Source organism: Agrococcus sp. DT81.2 (assembly GCF_049844935.1).
GTDB lineage: Bacteria > Actinomycetota > Actinomycetes > Actinomycetales > Microbacteriaceae > Agrococcus.
In genome coordinates this window covers 55,679-71,432 of the sequence record NZ_JBNCLZ010000002.1, presented here as the reverse complement: position 1 = coordinate 71,432, position 15,754 = coordinate 55,679, and the positions used below count along the sequence as shown (strand labels likewise).

17 protein-coding genes are annotated in these 15,754 nt (G+C 71.9%); 6 read left to right on the top strand and 11 right to left on the bottom strand.

Annotated features, from left to right (window positions below; all coding sequences use genetic code 11):
* Window positions 1–46 precede the first annotated feature (46 nt).
* Both ACLQ21_RS03605 and ACLQ21_RS03600 read left to right on the top strand, forming a co-directional pair.
* Complete coding sequence (locus tag ACLQ21_RS03605) at window positions 47–1,099, top strand: PDDEXK nuclease domain-containing protein (RefSeq protein ID WP_425661562.1); 1,053 nt, start codon at window positions 47–49, stop codon at window positions 1,097–1,099.
* A 31-nt stretch (window positions 1,100–1,130) separates the two neighbouring features.
* Entirely contained in the window at window positions 1,131–1,808 is a 678-nt protein-coding gene (locus ACLQ21_RS03600) for a DNA alkylation repair protein (protein ID WP_425661560.1), read from the top strand.
* Here ACLQ21_RS03600 and ACLQ21_RS03595 read toward each other — a convergent pair.
* Together ACLQ21_RS03595 and ACLQ21_RS03590 are read right to left on the bottom strand one after the other, a co-directional pair.
* Window positions 1,765–2,727, bottom strand: a complete 963-nt coding sequence (locus tag ACLQ21_RS03595) for a glycosyltransferase (protein WP_425661558.1) — start codon at window positions 2,725–2,727, stop codon at window positions 1,765–1,767. The two genes, ACLQ21_RS03600 and ACLQ21_RS03595, sit on opposite strands and share 44 nt — an antisense overlap.
* 184 nt (window positions 2,728–2,911) lie before the next feature.
* A complete protein-coding gene (locus ACLQ21_RS03590) occupies window positions 2,912–4,204 on the bottom strand; it encodes a M18 family aminopeptidase (protein WP_425661556.1) in 1,293 nt (430 codons plus the stop codon).
* A gap of 109 nt (window positions 4,205–4,313) precedes the next feature.
* On the opposite strand from ACLQ21_RS03590, the gene ACLQ21_RS03585 reads away from it, so the two are divergent.
* The gene (locus tag ACLQ21_RS03585) at window positions 4,314–4,880 is read left to right on the top strand and encodes a dihydrofolate reductase family protein (protein ID WP_425661554.1); all 567 of its coding nucleotides are present in this window, start codon (window positions 4,314–4,316) and stop codon (window positions 4,878–4,880) included.
* Between the two features lie 73 nt (window positions 4,881–4,953).
* Window positions 4,954–5,733, top strand: coding sequence for a DUF2306 domain-containing protein (locus ACLQ21_RS03580; protein WP_425661552.1), 780 nt, complete (start codon window positions 4,954–4,956; stop codon window positions 5,731–5,733).
* On the opposite strand, the gene ACLQ21_RS03575 is transcribed toward ACLQ21_RS03580, so the two are convergent.
* The 4 genes from ACLQ21_RS03575 to ACLQ21_RS03560 all read right to left on the bottom strand — a co-directional run bounded on the left by ACLQ21_RS03575 (window position 5,693) and on the right by ACLQ21_RS03560 (window position 9,088).
* A complete protein-coding gene (locus ACLQ21_RS03575) occupies window positions 5,693–6,607 on the bottom strand; it encodes an SDR family oxidoreductase (RefSeq protein ID WP_425661550.1) in 915 nt (304 codons plus the stop codon). The genes ACLQ21_RS03580 and ACLQ21_RS03575 overlap by 41 nt on opposite strands.
* Before the next feature lie 133 nt (window positions 6,608–6,740).
* Window positions 6,741–7,229: a LapA family protein gene (locus ACLQ21_RS03570; RefSeq protein WP_425661548.1), complete on the bottom strand. Its 489-nt coding sequence runs from the start codon at window positions 7,227–7,229 to the stop codon at window positions 6,741–6,743.
* A 72-nt stretch (window positions 7,230–7,301) separates the two neighbouring features.
* Window positions 7,302–7,556, bottom strand: a complete 255-nt coding sequence (locus ACLQ21_RS03565) for a hypothetical protein (RefSeq protein ID WP_425661546.1) — start codon at window positions 7,554–7,556, stop codon at window positions 7,302–7,304.
* On the bottom strand, window positions 7,553–9,088 hold the full coding sequence (locus ACLQ21_RS03560) for an SDR family NAD(P)-dependent oxidoreductase (protein WP_425661544.1): 1,536 nt from the start codon (window positions 9,086–9,088) through the stop codon (window positions 7,553–7,555). Before ACLQ21_RS03560 ends, ACLQ21_RS03565 begins: the two co-directional genes overlap by 4 nt.
* 44 nt (window positions 9,089–9,132) lie before the next feature.
* Between ACLQ21_RS03560 and ACLQ21_RS03555 the strand changes: the two genes are divergently transcribed.
* A complete protein-coding gene (locus tag ACLQ21_RS03555) occupies window positions 9,133–11,640 on the top strand; it encodes a DEAD/DEAH box helicase (RefSeq protein WP_425661542.1) in 2,508 nt (835 codons plus the stop codon).
* 9 nt (window positions 11,641–11,649) lie between these two features.
* Here the strand turns inward: ACLQ21_RS03555 and ACLQ21_RS03550 are convergent, their stop codons facing one another.
* The gene (locus ACLQ21_RS03550) at window positions 11,650–12,228 is read right to left on the bottom strand and encodes a dihydrofolate reductase family protein (protein ID WP_425661540.1); all 579 of its coding nucleotides are present in this window, start codon (window positions 12,226–12,228) and stop codon (window positions 11,650–11,652) included.
* A 92-nt stretch (window positions 12,229–12,320) separates the two neighbouring features.
* Here ACLQ21_RS03550 and ACLQ21_RS03545 point away from each other — a divergent pair, with 92 nt between their 5' ends.
* The gene (locus ACLQ21_RS03545; RefSeq protein WP_425661538.1) at window positions 12,321–12,764 is read left to right on the top strand and encodes a nitroreductase family deazaflavin-dependent oxidoreductase; all 444 of its coding nucleotides are present in this window, start codon (window positions 12,321–12,323) and stop codon (window positions 12,762–12,764) included.
* A gap of 74 nt (window positions 12,765–12,838) precedes the next feature.
* Here ACLQ21_RS03545 and ACLQ21_RS03540 read toward each other — a convergent pair whose 3' ends face one another.
* The 4 genes from ACLQ21_RS03540 to ACLQ21_RS03525 form a co-directional block, all read right to left on the bottom strand.
* The gene (locus tag ACLQ21_RS03540) at window positions 12,839–13,450 is read right to left on the bottom strand and encodes an SDR family NAD(P)-dependent oxidoreductase (protein WP_425661536.1); all 612 of its coding nucleotides are present in this window, start codon (window positions 13,448–13,450) and stop codon (window positions 12,839–12,841) included.
* Between the two features lie 27 nt (window positions 13,451–13,477).
* Window positions 13,478–13,819, bottom strand: coding sequence for a hypothetical protein (locus ACLQ21_RS03535; RefSeq protein WP_425661534.1), 342 nt, complete (start codon window positions 13,817–13,819; stop codon window positions 13,478–13,480).
* Window positions 13,816–15,060, bottom strand: a complete 1,245-nt coding sequence (locus tag ACLQ21_RS03530) for a glycosyltransferase (protein WP_425661532.1) — start codon at window positions 15,058–15,060, stop codon at window positions 13,816–13,818. Before ACLQ21_RS03530 ends, ACLQ21_RS03535 begins: the two co-directional genes overlap by 4 nt.
* A gap of 133 nt (window positions 15,061–15,193) precedes the next feature.
* Entirely contained in the window at window positions 15,194–15,733 is a 540-nt protein-coding gene (locus ACLQ21_RS03525; protein ID WP_425661530.1) for a nitroreductase family deazaflavin-dependent oxidoreductase, read from the bottom strand.
* Window positions 15,734–15,754 lie beyond the last annotated feature (21 nt).

Here is a 15,754-nt window from a genome sequence, read left to right as displayed (position 1 = left end):
GCATGGACGGCGCGCCCTTGTCACCTGCAGCGGCTACCGTCTCGGCGTGACGACGATCGATCTGCCTCCGAAGTACGACGAGGTGCTCGCGGAGCTCAAGCGTCGAGTCCGCGATGCTCGCGTTCGCGCCCATCGCACGGTCAACGCAGAGCTGATCGGCCTGTACTGGCAGATCGGTCGCACCATCCTCGATCAGCAGGCGTCGACCGCCTGGGGGGCTGGCGTAGTCCAGCGCCTGGCCAACGACTTGCGGCGCGAGTTTCCAGAGATGACGGGCTTATCGAAGCGGAATCTCATGTACATGCGCGGCTTCGCGCACGGATGGCCTGACGGAACCTCAATTGTGCAACAGCCTGTTGCACAATTGCCCTGGGGCCACATCGCACTCCTCCTCGACAAGCTCGACGTCGCGAGCGAGCGCGAGTGGTACGCGGCCCAAGCCGCGGAGGAAGGCTGGTCACGAGCCGTACTCGAGCACAACATCCGGGGCGGGCTGCATCAGCGCGCAGGAGCTGCCCCGAACAGCTTTGCTGACCGGCTCGGGGAGCGCGAGGGGCGTCTTGCGGGGGCCATCTCGAAGGATCCCTACATCTTCGACTTCCTCGATCTCGGGGCCGACGCCGCCGAGCGCGATCTCGAGCAGGCGATGATGGATCGGCTCGTCGACGTTCTGCGAGAGCTCGGGAGGGGGTGGGCGTTCGTCGATCGGCAGAAGCACCTCGAGGTCGACGGAGACGACTTCTACATCGACCTGCTCTTCTTCCATACGGAGCAGCTGCGCTACGTGGTGTTCGAGCTCAAGGCCGGCAAGTTCAAGCCCGAGTACACCGGCCAGCTCGGCTTCTATGTCGCCGTCGTCGACGACCGCATCCGACAGCCGCAGCACGCACCGACTGTTGGCATCCTGTTGTGCTCCGACAAAAACGAGTCGGTGGTGCGGTACTCGCTCGGGGCCGCGAGCGGGCCGCTCGCAGTCTCCTCGTACACGTACGAGACGCTTCCGGCAGCGGAGCGCGCGACGCTTCCCGACGCTGCCCGGATCGCCCACGCGCTCGACGGATTGGACAGGTCCACCGGGGAGGGCGTCGCCGCCTCGTAGGGTGAACATCAGGGAGTCGACGGAGGTCGTGATGACGGAGACGGTGCCGGAGCTGCTGGCCGAGCTGGCCGCGCTCGAGGACCCGCGCATGCGCGAGGTGAACGAGCGCAACGGCGACGACCACGGCGTGAACCTCGGGAAGCTGCGCGCGATCGCCAAGCGGTTGAAGACGCAGCAGGAGCTGGCGCGCGAGCTGTGGGGGACCGGCGAGACGTCTGCGCGGCTGCTCGCGCTCCTCATCTGCCGGCCGAAGGCGTTCGACGCCGATGAGCTCGACGCCATGCTGCGCGAGTCGCGGGCGCCCAAGGTGCACGACTGGCTCGTCAGCTACGTGGTGAAGAAGGGTCCGCACGCCGAGGCGCTGCGCGTTCGGTGGTTCGACGATGCGGATGCCGTGGTCGCGAGCGCGGGATGGGCGCTGACGATCGAGCGGGTGGCGAAGTCGCCCGAGGGGTTGGATCTGGCGGCGCTGCTCGACACCATCGAGGCGGAGATGGTGGACGCACCCGACCGGCTCCAGTGGTCGATGAACCACTGCCTCGCGCAGATCGGCATCTCGCACCCCGAGCACCGGGCACGGGCGCTCGCGATCGGGGAGCGGCTCGAAGTGCTGAAGGACTACCCGACGCCGCCGAACTGCACCTCGCCGTTCGCGCCGACCTGGATCAACGAGATCGTGCGGCGGCAAGAGCTCGCCGCAGCTCGCTGAGCGACGACGCCGAGTGGCGGAGGCGGCCTCCGGCGTACGGGACGCCTCCGGCCGCCCGCCACCCGACGGCGATCCACGCCGTGATCGCCCGCTCGAGCACCCACGCCGGTGCCCACAGCGGCGCCGTGCGGGCGTACACGCTCGAGCCGCCGGCGACCCGCCGACCGCATGCGGCCACCGCGACGGCGGCCGCCGCCCACGCGAGGTATCCCTTCGGCGCCCGCGCCTGCAGCAGCAGCGCCGGCAGCAGTGCGAGCTCGGCCGCGAGCCGAGCCGGCTGCGCCGACGAGTCGTACGCCTGCCTCACCCGTTGCGACCAGAAGTGCCGGACGGTGGGTGGACGCCGCTCCACGAAGACGTCCTTCGCGTGCTCGATCGTCCCCCCGCGGGCGATGACCGTGCGCATGAGCTCGAGGTTCTCGAACAGCACGTCTCCGCGGTAGCCGTCGGCGGCGAACTCACGCCGCACCGCTAACGTGCCCGGGTAGTCGTGGTCGAGCGCCCGGTTGAGCAGCGACCGCGCCGTGTCCCACCGCGCATGCCACGGCAGCGGCCGGAAGTGGTTCTGCGGCGCGATGAGGCCGGCGGCATCCAGCCGGCGCACCACCTCGGCGAGCTCGGCCTCGCGGTAGCGCACGTCGTCGTCGGCGATCACGAAGCGCGGCTGTGCGGTGGCCCGGATGCCGGTGAGCACCCCGGCGACCTTGCCGTTTGGCGTCGGCGGGCCGTCAGGGGCGATGTGGCGCACGAGGGTGGACCAGGCGCGGTGGTGCTCGGCGAAGATCGGCTCGTCTGAGCCGTCGACCACCACGACGTCGGCCCAGTCGCGCAGACGCTCCAAATATGCCGTCAGCTCGGGCAGCTCACTGCGCGAGGTGGCGGCATCCCAGCGCAGCGGCAGGACGTAGTCCGGACGCATCCGCGCATCGCCTCCCGCTCATGTCGTTCAGGCAGAGGATAGGGCGCGTTGCTGAGGTGGGGGTCGGTTTCGACACGCTCAGCGCCTGCGGCGCGGAGCGGCTCAACCAGCGGAGGGGCGGAGCGGCTCAACCACCGGAGGGGCGGAGCGGCTCAACCGGCGGAGCAGGTCGGCGCCCACCGGATCAGCCGCGGAAGAACGCCTCCGCGACCTTCGAGAGGTCGAGCAGGTCGGTGACGCCCGCCAGCTCGCGCGCGGAATGCATCGACAGGATCGGGATGCCCACGTCGACCGTGCGGATGCCGAGCCTCGTGGCGGTGATCGGCCCGATCGTCGAGCCGCACGGCACGGAGTTGTTCGAGACGAACGCCTGGCTCGTCACGCCCGCCGCCGCGCACCAGCCGTGCCACGCCGCGGCACCGGCGCCGTCGGTCGCGTAGCGCTGGTTGGCGTTGATCTTCAGGATCGGCCCGGAGCCGAGCAGCGGCTGCACGTTCGGGTCGTGCTTCTCGCCGTAGTTCGGGTGCACCGAGTGACCCACATCGCTCGAGACGCACCACGACGACGCGAGCGCGCGCATCCGCTCAGACCTGTCAGCGCCCAGGGCGATGCCGATGCGCTCGAGCACGTCCTCGAGGAACGGGCCGGCGGCGCCGGAGCGGGTGGCGGAGCCGATCTCCTCGTGGTCGAAGACCGCGAGCACCGGGATGTGGCCGGCGTCGAAGCCGTCGGACGCGGCGGCGAGCGCCACCGCACCGGCGTGCACGCTCGCGAGGTCGTCGAGCCGGCCGGCCGCGAAGAGCGCGTCGTCGCGGCCGAAGACCGCGCCGCGCGCCGCGTCGGCGGTGACGACGTCGAAGCCGCGGATGCGGGCGGGATCGACGGGCGCACCGTCGACGCGGGCGGATGCCGCGAGCTCGCCGAGCAGGTCGGCCGACTCGGGCGCGCCGAGACCCCACACCGGCTGCGTGTGCGCCTGCTTGTCGAGCTTCAGCCCGTCGTTCGCCTCTCGGTCGAGGTGGATCGCGAGCTGCGGCAGCCGCAGCAGCGGCCCCGAGTCGGCAAGCACGCTCCTGCCGTCGTCGAGCACGAGACGGCCGGCGAGCCGCAGCTCGCGGTCGAGCCACGAGTTGAGCAGCGGCCCGCCGTACACCTCGACGCCGGCCTGCAGCCAACCGAGCCGGCCCGTCGTCGGCTGCGGCTTGAGCTTGAAGCCGGGGGAGTCGCTGTGGGCGCCGAAGACGCGCACCGGCGTGGTCGCCGTCGCCGACGACGGCACGATCCAGGCGATCACGGCGCCGTCGCGCACCACCAGGTACTTGCCCGCGGTGTCGGGCCACGCATCCGTCTCGTCGAGCGCGGCGAAGCCGGCCGCCTGCAGTCGACGGGCGACCTCGGCGGCGGCGTGGTAGCTCGATGGGGATGCGTCGACGAAGTCGGCGAGATCCTCGGCGTGGGCGATCGGTGCTGCGGGCACGGGCTTGCCTCCTGGCGACGGGCTTCCGATCGTATCCGGCGCGTGGAGTCGGGGCTTGTCGGTGCGGGCGCAGCGATCTACCGTCGGCACCGACCCGAGGGGAGCGCGCATGCAACCGCTCAGCGTGGACTTCATCTGCTCGCTCGACGGCTTCGGCGCCGCCGAGGGCTGGCCGGGATGGTGGGGCATGGAGAGCCCCGAGTACCTGCGGTGGCTCGACGAGCTGCCCGAGAAGGACCATCCGATCCTCATGGGCGCCACCACGTACCGGCTCATGTGGGGCTTCGCGAAGGCGGGGGAGGAGGGCGTCGACGAGCTGAACGCGGCGCCCAAGGTGGTGTTCTCCTCGACGCTCGACGGGCCGCTCGAGTGGCCGAACTCGACGCTCGTGACGACGGATGCGGTCGAGGCGGTGCGCGCGATGAAGCGTGAGGGCGAGCGGCCGCTGCGCACGCTCGGCAGCGTCTCGCTGTGCCGCTCGCTGCTGAACGCCGGGCTGGTGGACCGCTACCGGGTGGTGGTGTTCCCGGTGATCACCGGGGCGACCGGGCGAGACCGGATCTTCGACGGCTACCCGGATGTGCGGCTCGAGCTCGTGCAGAGCCGTACCTTCGAGGGCGGGCTGCAGCTGCTCGAGTACGTGCCGACGGTGCTGGACGGCCCGCCGCTCGGTTGAGGAACTCGGGCGTCGACCGACTCGCCCCTGGCGCTCCCCGCGCGCTCGGCGTTCACTGGGGCCGGAGGCGATCATGACCGCACTCGGCCAGCCGGCGGCAGCTGTGCGCGCCCGGCCACGCACGTCGCGAGCCGTCTGGCTCATCCCCGTCGGCCTCATCCTGCTGACGATGATCCCCATCATGTCGGGCGCGTTCCGGCTCACGCAGCTGAGCGGCGGACCGGAGCTCATCCCCGAGGCCGCGCGCTTCACCGACTTCCCCGTGCCGGTGATCGCGCACATCGTCGCGGGCGTCGTCTTCAGCGTCGTCGGGGCGTTCCAGTTCGTGCCGCAGCTGCGGCGCGAACGTCGCAGCTGGCACCGGATGGCGGGTCGGGTGCTCATCCCGGCGGGATTCGTCCTCGCGATCTCGGCGCTCTGGATGGCCACGTTGTCGGACCTGCCTGTGGGCGATGGGCCGGCGCTGCTCGTGATCCGGTGGGTGTTCGGCTCGTACCTGATCGCGGCGCTCGTGCTCGCCGTGCGCGCACTGGTGCGCCGCAGGTACGCGGTGCACGGCGCCTGGATGACGCGGGCCTACGCGCTCGGCGTCGCCGCGGGCACGCAGGCGTTCGCCCTCATCCCGGGCTCGATGATGTTCGGCTCGAGCGACGAGACGTCCAGGGCGGTCGCGATGACGGTCGGCTGGCTCGTCAATCTGGCGGTGGCCGAGCTGGTGATCTGGCGGCGTAGGCGGCGTGCCGGCGGGCCGGCTGCTGCACACGGCGGTCGCCTCCGCCCTTCCAGCGGGAGGGGCGGCGCGGCGCGGCGGCTCAACCCGCGGAGTCGGCCGGCGACGCGACCGCCGCGCTGATGTAGTCGGACACCGCCCACGGCTCGATGCCGAAAGCGCGCAAGGGAGCGTCGTCCGCCGTGCTCGGATGGGTGTCGTTGAACAGCGCGATCGCCAACATGGAGGCGAGCGCCGGCTTCATGTTCCAGAGCGCCCTCGAGCTGATGTCGAGCACCCCGCGCGGCACGTGCCGCACGCGCAGCGTCTTGCCCGCAGCGGCGGCGAACGCCGCCACCACCTGGTTGCGGGTGAGCGCCTCCGGTCCGCCGACCTCGACGAGCCTGGGCGGCTTGTCGGCGAGCGCGAGCCGAGCGCACAGCTCCGCGAGGTCGTCGGCGGAGATGTAGCGATGGGGGGTCTGCCCACGTCCGTAGATGACGGCCTTCCCCTTGTCGGGCTCGATGCCCGTGAGCGGCTCGAGCCAGACCTCCATCAGCATCTCGCTGCGCACGATGACCGCCTCCATCGCGGTCGCCAGCAGCGCCTGCTCCGCATGCCACTTCGCCTCGGTGATGGGCGCCATCCGTTCGAGGCCGCGGCCGAGCCCGGCGTGCGACACGAAGACGAATCGCCGCACGCCAGCCTCGGCCGAGGCGCGGATGAGGTCGAGGTTGCCGGAGAGGTCGACGTCGGCGATGGTGAGGTCTCTGTCGCCATCCAGGATTCGGCTGATGGCGTTCGCCGTGGTCACCACGGTGTCGATGCCCGCCAGCGCTGCCCGCAGGCCGGTAGGGCCACGGAAGTCGCCGCGCACGGTGGCGACGCCCGCAGCCTGCAGCGCTGATGCATCCGTGTCGGGACGGACAAGGGCGCGCACCTGCTGATCGGCGTCGAGCAGGTGTTCGACGATGCGGCTGCCCAGCAGCCCTGTGGCTCCGCAGACGAGGATCATCATGGCTCCCTCGACACCGGAGCCGGTCGCGATCGCGACCCGCCACAGCCCCGGCGTGGTCCCGGAAGGCTACTCCGGCGTGCGGCCGAGAGACAGAGGAGTCTTCTACGACGTTGCTGGAATCCGGCGGAGCCCGTTACCGGAGGGCGCTCTTGATCGTCTCCCGCTCCTTCTCGAGCTTGCGCACCCGGCGGCTCAGCTTGAACAGCCGAACCGAGCCGAGGAGGGCCGCGATGAGCACGCCCGCGATGGCCGCGAACAGCATCGCGACGCCGAGCGGGAGGCTGAAGGCGAAGCCGAAGAAGGCGAAGTCGGCCGGGACGTTGTTCTGCAGGATGAAGATGAGCAGCAGGATGAGGATGAGCGTGCCGAGGATGAGCGCGATCCACGTGCCGCCCGTGATGCCCTGCCGCTGATGTGCGTCGAGCGAGGGGTCGAGCCTGACCTGCTTGGGCTCGACGGCTGCCGGGGTGGCGGTCCCGGTCGAATCGGCGTCGGTGCGGTCGGAGCCGGCCGAGCCGGAGCCGGTCGTGGTCGCCGGCACGGAGCGCGGCGCGTCCGACGGCGAGCGCTGCCCGTCGGCGTCGCGAAGTCGTCGGGCCTCTGCGTCGGAAGTGTCGGTCATGGCGGTTCTCCTTCGTCGAGGGTGTACCCACGGCCGATGCTAGCCCCGCGATGCTCCGGTTCCGCTGGTTGCTCAGCCCGCGAGGGGAGGTGGCGCGGTGCCAGGCGGGCGCGGTGCCGGGGGCGGCGGCACCTGCTTCCACAGCAGCACGTCGCCGAGCGCGATGGCCACGTCCCCGTGACGGGTCGCGACCGTGCACCCGGCGTCGTCGATCGCGATCAGGTCGCCGAGCGCATCCGACGACGGATGCGTGTCGTCATGCAGCCGGTACCGGATCACGACGCGTGTGCCGAGCGGCAGCGCGCGCAGCTCAGCGGGCGTCGTCACCACGCGCCGATGTCGTAGTCCTTGAGGAAGACGCCGAAGAGGTCGTCGCCCGCCTCGCCGCGCACGATCGGGTCGTAGACGCGGGCGGCGCCGTCGACGAGGTCGAGCGGCGCGTGGAAGCCCTCCTCGGCCAGCCGCACCTTCGTGAAGTGCGGCCGCTCGTCGGTGATCCAGCCGGTGTCGACGGCAGTCATGAGGATGCCGTCGCTCTCGAACATCTCCCGCGCGCTGGTGCGCGTGAGCATGTTGAGCGCGGCCTTCGCCATGTTCGTGTGCGGGTGGCCGGGGCCCTTGTAGCCGCGGCCGAAGACGCCCTCCATCGCCGAGACGTTGACGATGTAGGTGCGCCGCGCGCTCGACGCCGCCAGCGCCGGCCGCAGCCGCGACACGAGGAGGAACGGCGCCGTCATGTTCGCGAGCTGTACCTCGAGCATCTCGATGGGCTCGACCTGGTCGACATGCTGCGTCCAGGAGTTCACGTGCTCCTCGTCGGGCAGCAGCCCGCCCGCGTCGATCGCGGTGCCGGCCGCGAGCCGCTCGAGCGAGCTCGAGCCCGCGGCCATCGCCTCCGCGGTGAGCTCGTCGGCCGTGCGGGCGGTGCTCGCGAGGATCGGGTGCGCGGCCACCGACGCGGTGAGCGACAGCGGATGCGCGTCGTTCGTGTGCCCGAAGGTCACGAGCTCGGGCAGCGGGCCGTCCGGGAGCGGCGCGAGCTCGGCCTCGACGAGCGGCGCGTAGGCGCCAGGGGAGCGGCGCACGGTCTGGGCGGCGTTGTTGATGAGGATGTCGAGCGGGCCTGCCGCCGCGACCTCTTCGGCGAGCCCGATCACCTGCGCCGGGTCGCGCAGGTCGATGCCGACCACCTTGAGGCGGTCGATCCACTCGCCCGAGTCGGGCAGCGACGAGAAGCGGCGCACCGCATCCCTCGGGAACCGCGTCGTGATCGTCGTGTGCGCGCCGTCGCGCAGCAGGCGCAGCGCGATGTGCATGCCGATCTTCGCGCGGCCGCCGGTGAGCAGGGCGCGCTTGCCGGTGAGGTCGGTGCGGGCGTCGCGCTTGCGGTGGCTCATCGCCGCGCACGAGGGGCAGAGCTGGTGGTAGAACGCGTCGACGAGCGTGTACTGCTGCTTGCAGATGTAGCAGCCGCGCGACTTGATGAGCGTGCCGGCGGTGGGGGATGCGACGCGCGTCTCGAGCGGGATGCCGCGCGTCTCGTCGTCGATGCGATCGGGCGCGCCGGTGGCGGTCGCGGCGACGACCGCGCGATCGGCGGCCTGGATGCGCGCGTGCTTCGCCTTGCGGCTCGCGAGCTTCACTTCCTTGAACATGTTCGCGGTCGCCTGCCGCACGGCGACGTAGTGCGGGTCGTCGCGGTCCATGGCGTGGAGGGTCTCGAGCACGCGGAGGGTGGTCGCGACGTCGGCGGGGTCGAGCTGCGCGGCCGTCGCGGCGGCCGCCGCGGGTGAGGTCTCCGGGGCGTCGGCCTCGCGGTTCGCGGGCGCGCCAGAAGGGTCCGAGTGGGTGGGGAGCACAGGCCAGTCTACCGAGCGCAGTCAAGTGCGGGAGGATCGAGCTGATGACCCTCCTCGACCGAGCCCCCTCTCCCTGGGACCCCGACGCCGCATTCGACGCGTTCGCGGCCTGGTCGGCCGAGCGCGGGCTTACGCTCTACCCGGCGCAGGAGGAGGCGCTGATGGAGATCGTCAGCGGCGCGAACCTCATCCTCTCGACCCCCACCGGCACCGGGAAGTCGCTCGTCGCCGCCGGCGCGCACTTCGCCGCGCTCGCGCAGGGCCAGCGCTCGTTCTACACCGCGCCCATCAAGGCGCTCGTGAGCGAGAAGTTCTTCGCGCTCGTCGACATCTTCGGAGCCGAGCAGGTCGGCATGGTGACGGGCGACTCATCCGTCAACGCCGACGCGCCCATCATCTGCTGCACCGCCGAGATCCTCGCGAACCTCGCACTGCGCAACGGCGAGGACACCGACGTCGGCCAGGTCGTGATGGACGAGTTCCACTTCTACGGCGACCCGCAGCGCGGCTGGGCGTGGCAGGTGCCGCTGCTGACGCTGCCGCACGTGCAGTTCGTGCTCATGTCGGCGACGCTCGGCGACGTCACGACCATCGCCGACGACCTCAGCGCCCGCACCGGGCGCGAGACGGCCGTCGTCACCGGCGTCGAGCGACCCGTGCCGCTGTCGTACGAGTACGCCATGACGCCCGTGCACGAGACGATCGAGGAGCTGCTCTCGACGCAGCGTGCCCCGGTCTACATCGTCCACTTCGCGCAAGCGGCAGCGCTCGAGCGGGCGCAGGCGCTCATGTCGACGAAGATCATCACCCGCGAGCAGCGCGACGAGATCGCCGAGGCGATCGGCGAGTTCCGCTTCACGACCCGCTTCGGGCAGACGCTCTCGCGGCTCGTGCGCTCGGGCATCGGCGTGCACCACGCCGGCATGCTGCCGAAGTACCGCCGACTCGTGGAGCAGCTCGCCCAGCAGGGGCTGCTGCGCGTCATCTGCGGCACCGACACGCTCGGCGTCGGCATCAACGTGCCCATCCGCACCGTGCTCCTCACCGGCCTGACGAAGTTCGACGGCACGCGGATGCGCCAGCTGTCGGCGCGCGAGTTCCACCAGATCGCGGGTCGCGCGGGCCGCGCCGGCTACGACACGGCGGGCACGGTCGTGGCGCAGGCACCGGAGCACGAGGCGGAGAACGCGAAGCAGCTCGCGAAGCTCGGCGACGACCCGAAGAAGCGACGCAAGCTCGTGCGCAAGAAGGCGCCGGAGGGCTTCGTCTCGTGGGGGCAGCCGTCGTTCGAGAAGCTCATCGCCGCCGAGCCGGAGCCACTCACGCCGCACATGCAGGTCAGCCACTCGATGCTGCTCAACGTGATCGGCCGCGGCGGCGACGCCTTCACCGCGATGCGCGAGCTCATCGCATCGACCCATGAGCCGTGGCGGTCGCAGCTCGCGCTCGAGCGGCGGGCGCTCGCGATCTACCGCACCCTCCGCACGGCCGGCGTCGTGGAGCAGCATCCCGACCCGAACGATCCCGACGGGCCGCAGCGCATCCGCCTGACCGTCGACCTGCAGCCGAACTTCGCGCTCAACCAGCCGCTGTCGCCGTTCGCGCTCGCGGTCATCGACATGCTCGACCCGGCCTCGCCGACGCATCCGCTCGACATCATCTCGGTGATCGAGTCGACGCTCGACGACCCGCGGCCGATCCTGTCGCAGCAGCAGTTCCTCGCGCGCGGCGAGGCGGTCGCGGCGATGAAGGCCGACGGCATCGAGTACGACCAGCGCATGGAGCTGCTCGAGGAGGTCACGCACCCGAAGCCGCTCGACGGGCTGCTCAACGAGGCGCTCGCGGTGTTCGCGTCGTCGCAGCCGTGGGTGTCGGACTTCGCGCTGTCACCGAAGTCGGTCGTGCGCGACATGTGGGAGCGGGCGATGACGTTCGCCGACTACGTGCAGCACTACGGGCTCGCGCGCAGCGAGGGGCTCGTGCTGCGGTACCTGTCGGATGCGTACCGGGCGATCCGGCAGACGGTGCCCGCCGAGGCGAAGACCGACGAGCTGCTCGACATGATCGAGTGGCTCGGCGAGGTCGTGCGGCAGGTCGACTCTAGCCTGCTCGACGAGTGGGAGCAGCTCATGCACCCGACCGCGCCCGGGGAGGCGCCGATCGCGCCGCCGCCCCCGCCGTCGGTGGTCGCGAACCCGCGGGCGTTCAGGGTGCTCGTGCGCAACGAGCTGTTCCGGCGGGTGCAGCTCGCCGCGCTCGACAAGCACGAGGAGCTCGGCGAGCTCGATGCGGCAGCCGGCTTCGGTGCTGACGCGTGGGGCGATGCGCTCGACGCCTACTTCGACGAGCACGGCGCGATCGGCACGGGCGCGGATGCGCGCAGCTCGCGGATGCTCGTGATCGACGAGGGCGCCGAGACGTGGGAGGCGCAGCAGATCCTCGCCGACCCGGCCGGCGACCACGACTGGCGCATCTGGGCGTCGATCGACCTGGCGGCGTCGGCGGATGCGGGCACGGCCGTCGTGCGCGTCACCCGCGTCGGCCGCCTCTGACCAGCGGGGTCAGTAGAGGACGCGGTAGCGCACGTGCGTCGCTCGCGGGGTGCTGATGACCTCCGCGATCTCTAGCCGGATCGGTGCCGGCAGCAGCTCGAAGAGGCGGCGACCGGCGCCGAGCAGCAGCGGCACGTGGTGGATCTGGATCTCGTCGATCGCGCCTGCCTCGAGCGCCGCGGGCACCCAGGCGGCGCCGATCATGTGCACGCGCCGGTCGCCCGCGGCCTCCTTCGCCTGTCGCACCGCATCCGCCACGTCGTCGACGTAGTGCACGAGCGGATGCGCGGCGACCTCCGCGCTCGGCGCCCGGCGGCTGATCACGAAGATGGGCACGCCCATGCCGTGGTGGTCGCCGCCCCAGTGGCCGGCCTGCTCGGCGGTGCGGCGACCGGAGAGGATGGCGCCGGCGGCGCGGACCGCCTCCATGAGGTCGCGGTCCCGGCCGGCCGCGGTCGACGGGTCGTCGGGGTCGCCGATCCAGTCGTGCAGCGAGAACCCGGCGCCGCCCGGCAGCTCCGGGCTGTCGTCGGGGCCGGCGATGAAGCCGTCGAGCGACATCGACATGTCGAGCACCGCGGTGGCCATGGTCAGGACGGTACGGCGCACTGCGATCCCGGGCAACGGGCGGGTTCGAGCGCGCTGCCGGCACTACGCTCGCGGAGGACGAAGGAGCACGCATGCCACTGCAAGGCGAGTACGCGCCCAGCACTTCCGAGTGGGCGCGCAATCAGGCCGAGAGGTTCGAGGCGTCGAACGGCGCCGAGGCGAACACGCTTCGCGGCAAGCCGATCATCCTGCTGACGAGCGTCGGCGCGAAGACGGGCAAGCTGCGCAAGACCGCGCTCATGCGGGTCGAGCACGATGGCGAATACCTCGTCGTCGCCTCGAAGGGCGGCGCCCCCGAGCACCCGGTCTGGTTCTACAACCTCAAGCAGCACCCGCACGTCGAGCTGCAGGACGGCGCCGAGCGGCACGACTACATGGCCCGGGAGCTCGAGCCGAGCGCGGAGCGCGACGCATGGTGGGAGCGCGCCGTCGAGGCGTGGCCCGACTACGCGAACTACCAGCAGAAGACGGACCGGCTGATCCCCGTCTTCCTGCTCACCCGCATCCCCGACTGACCCGATTCCTCAACGTCGCGGGTGGTCGCTCGGCACGCATATCGCCGCCAGCAACCACCCGCGACGTTGAGGGTTCAGGCGAACTCGGCTGCCAGCTCGGTCGCGAGGGCGGTGACGTCGGTCGAGCCGGAGAAGTCGCGGTCCGGCTGGGCGGCGCGGTCGGCGTCGGAGACGAGCGCCTTCACGCGCTTGACGACGGTGCGAGCGGGGGTGCTGCGCAGCTGTTGCCCGACCGCGGCGAGCCACGCCTCGGCCGCTGCCTTCAGCGCGACGTAGTTCGCGTTGCCCGCCGTGGGGCGCTCGACGCCGGTCGACGAGATGATCGCGATGACGCCCGCATCCGAGCGCCCGATCGCGTCGGCGAACGCCCGCGTCGTGTTGCGCAGCGTGTGCACGACGCGCGCCTCGAGCCAGGCCCAGTCCTCGTCGGACTGGCCCGCGAGCCCGCCGCCGCCGCGCCAGCCGCCCACGAGGTGCAGCAGTCCGTCGAGCTCGCCGACCTTTTCCGCCAGCTCCCGCACGGCGCCCGGGTCGGTGAGGTCGCACTCGAAGTGCTCGCTCGCGTCGACCAGACCGAGCCGGTCGTCGTTCGAGCCGACCGCGATGACGTGGTGCCCGGCTCGCAGCAGGGCGGATGCCGTGGCGTGCCCGAGCGCGCTCGTGGCGCCGGCGATGAGGATGCGCATGAGGACCAGTGTGCCGCGCGCGCGGTGTCAGCGCGGCAGGGCGGCGATGATGAGGCCGGCGACGATCGAGACCGCGATGACGCCGACGCCGATCAGGCAGAGGCGGAAGACGCTCCGCCGCAGCACGGCGAGCACGATCGCGGCGATCAGCGTGGCGACCCAGACGACCAGCGGCAGCTGCCACGTGAGCAGCATCGACCAGCCCCGTGCGGTCCACCAGCCGTCGCCGCCCTGCGAGACGAACAGCAGCACGCCCATGGCGATCGTCGCGACGTAGCCGAGCACCGCCGTGACGAGCAGCAGCGCGCCGCCGCTCAGGAGGTCGCCGGTGCGACGTCCGGGTTCGAGCGGCGGGAAGAGCGGTGTCATGGCGTCAGCGTAGGGGGGCGCTGCGGCAGCCGGCTCTCGATCAGCGTCGCCGCCCGCTCCGGGCCGCCCGCCGCCTCGAACCCGGCGGCGACCGCCTCGACCCCCGCGCGCATGGTGCGGGCGCGGCGCACCGCATCCCGCACACGCTCAGGTGAGAGCCGCTTGCGCGGCACCCGCACGCCGGCTCGAGCATGCTCCACGCGGGCCGCGACCTCGAGCTGGTCGCGGCCCCACGGGACGACGACGACCGGCACCCGCATCCCGAGCGCCTTCTGCGTCGAGCCCATCCCGCCGTGCGTGATCGCACAGACCGAGCGGGCCAGCAGCTGGCCGTGCGGTGCGAACTCGACCACTCGCGCGTTCGCGGGCGTCGGGCCCTCGAGCCGAACGCCGGCGGGCATCGTGGCGACGACGGTCACCGGCTCGTCGCGCAGGCCATCGAGGGCGGCCCGCACGATGGCGACGTCGGCCTGGTACTCGCTCGAGGTCGTCACGAGCACGATGGGACCGTCGATCTCGTCGAGCCAGTCCACGGCAGCGGCCTCCGGCTCCCAGTTCGTCGGGCCGACCATCACCAGATCGGGCGCCCAGTCGGGGTGCGGGTACTCGAAGGGCTCGGCGGTCGTGACGAGCGTCAAGGGGGCCCGCCGATCGGCCTCGCTGGCGCTGGTGATCGCGGGCACGCCGAACCGCTGTCGCATGGGATTGATCTGCGGCAGCAGGAGCCGCTCCATCGCCCCGTTGACAAGCCGGAAGGCGATCTCGTCGCGCGCCCGCCCGAGCGGTCCGGCCATGGGCCGCAGTCCAGGCCCGAAGGGCGGTGTGCCCTTCGAGCGCACAGCGGGCGTGTAGGGCGAGAACGCCACCCATGGCAAGCGGGAGCGCTCGGCGACCGCGGCCGCACCCCAGGAGTTGATGTCGGTGATCACGAGATCGGGTCGCGCATCATCCAGCAGCGCCTGCAGGTCGTCGCCGTCGAAGGCGCCGCGGGTCACAAAGGTGTCGATTGCGCGCGCGAGGCTGTCGAGCGGCTTCTCCGTCTGCCAGTCGGTGATCTCGACCGCTTCGACTCTCGGGTCGATGGCGTCGGCGTCGAAGCCGAGCTCACGCATCGTTGCGACGTGGCCAGCGAGCGTACGCAGCCGGAGCCGATGCCCCCGCCGCTGCAGCGCCAGCAGCATGCCGGTCAGCGGGAAGAGGTGCCCGGCGGCCGGGCTCGTGTACGCGGCGATGGTGGCCATGGTCTGCCTTCTCCGGTGTCGGCCCAGCGCTGCGGCGATGCGCTTGGCGCGAGCGTAGCCGCGCGGGCGCGGTCGCGGAATGGTCGGGATGCGGCCGCAGGAGGGCGGACCGGCTCCGTCGCCGTGCGGGCCCCTACAGCCGGCCGTCGAACGGCGACGGGACGGCATCCGTCGCCAGCCGGAACAGACGCACCGTGCGGCCGGAGTCGCGCTCGTACTGCCGGTAGCCGGGCCATTGCCGCTCGATACGGGCCCAGACGGCGTCGCGCTCCGCGTCGGGGATGCGCTCCGCGCGCACGCGGTAGCGGCGGCCGCGGACGACGGCCTCGGCGTCGGGATGCGCCGCGAGGTTCGCCGTCCAGCCGGGGTGCGCCTCGCGCGCGAAGCTCGTGCCGGCGACGATCGCGCCGCCGCGACCGTCGGGCGTGTACATGAGCTCGGACCGCCGCGGCTGCCCACTCCTGGCGCCGGTCGTGTGGAGCACGAGCGACGGCACGAGGATGCCCGACACGATCAGCCGGCCGCCAGTGAGCCGCTGCACGACGCGCTCCGCGACCGGCAGGGCCCGCGGGCCGACGCGGCGGAACCAGCGGGTGCGCGAGACGGGCGCGAGCACCCGCCGCAGCATTCGCAGCACGCGGTCCGTCACGGCGAGCCGGCCGAGCCGATGCACGGAGCGATCCTCGCCACCAGC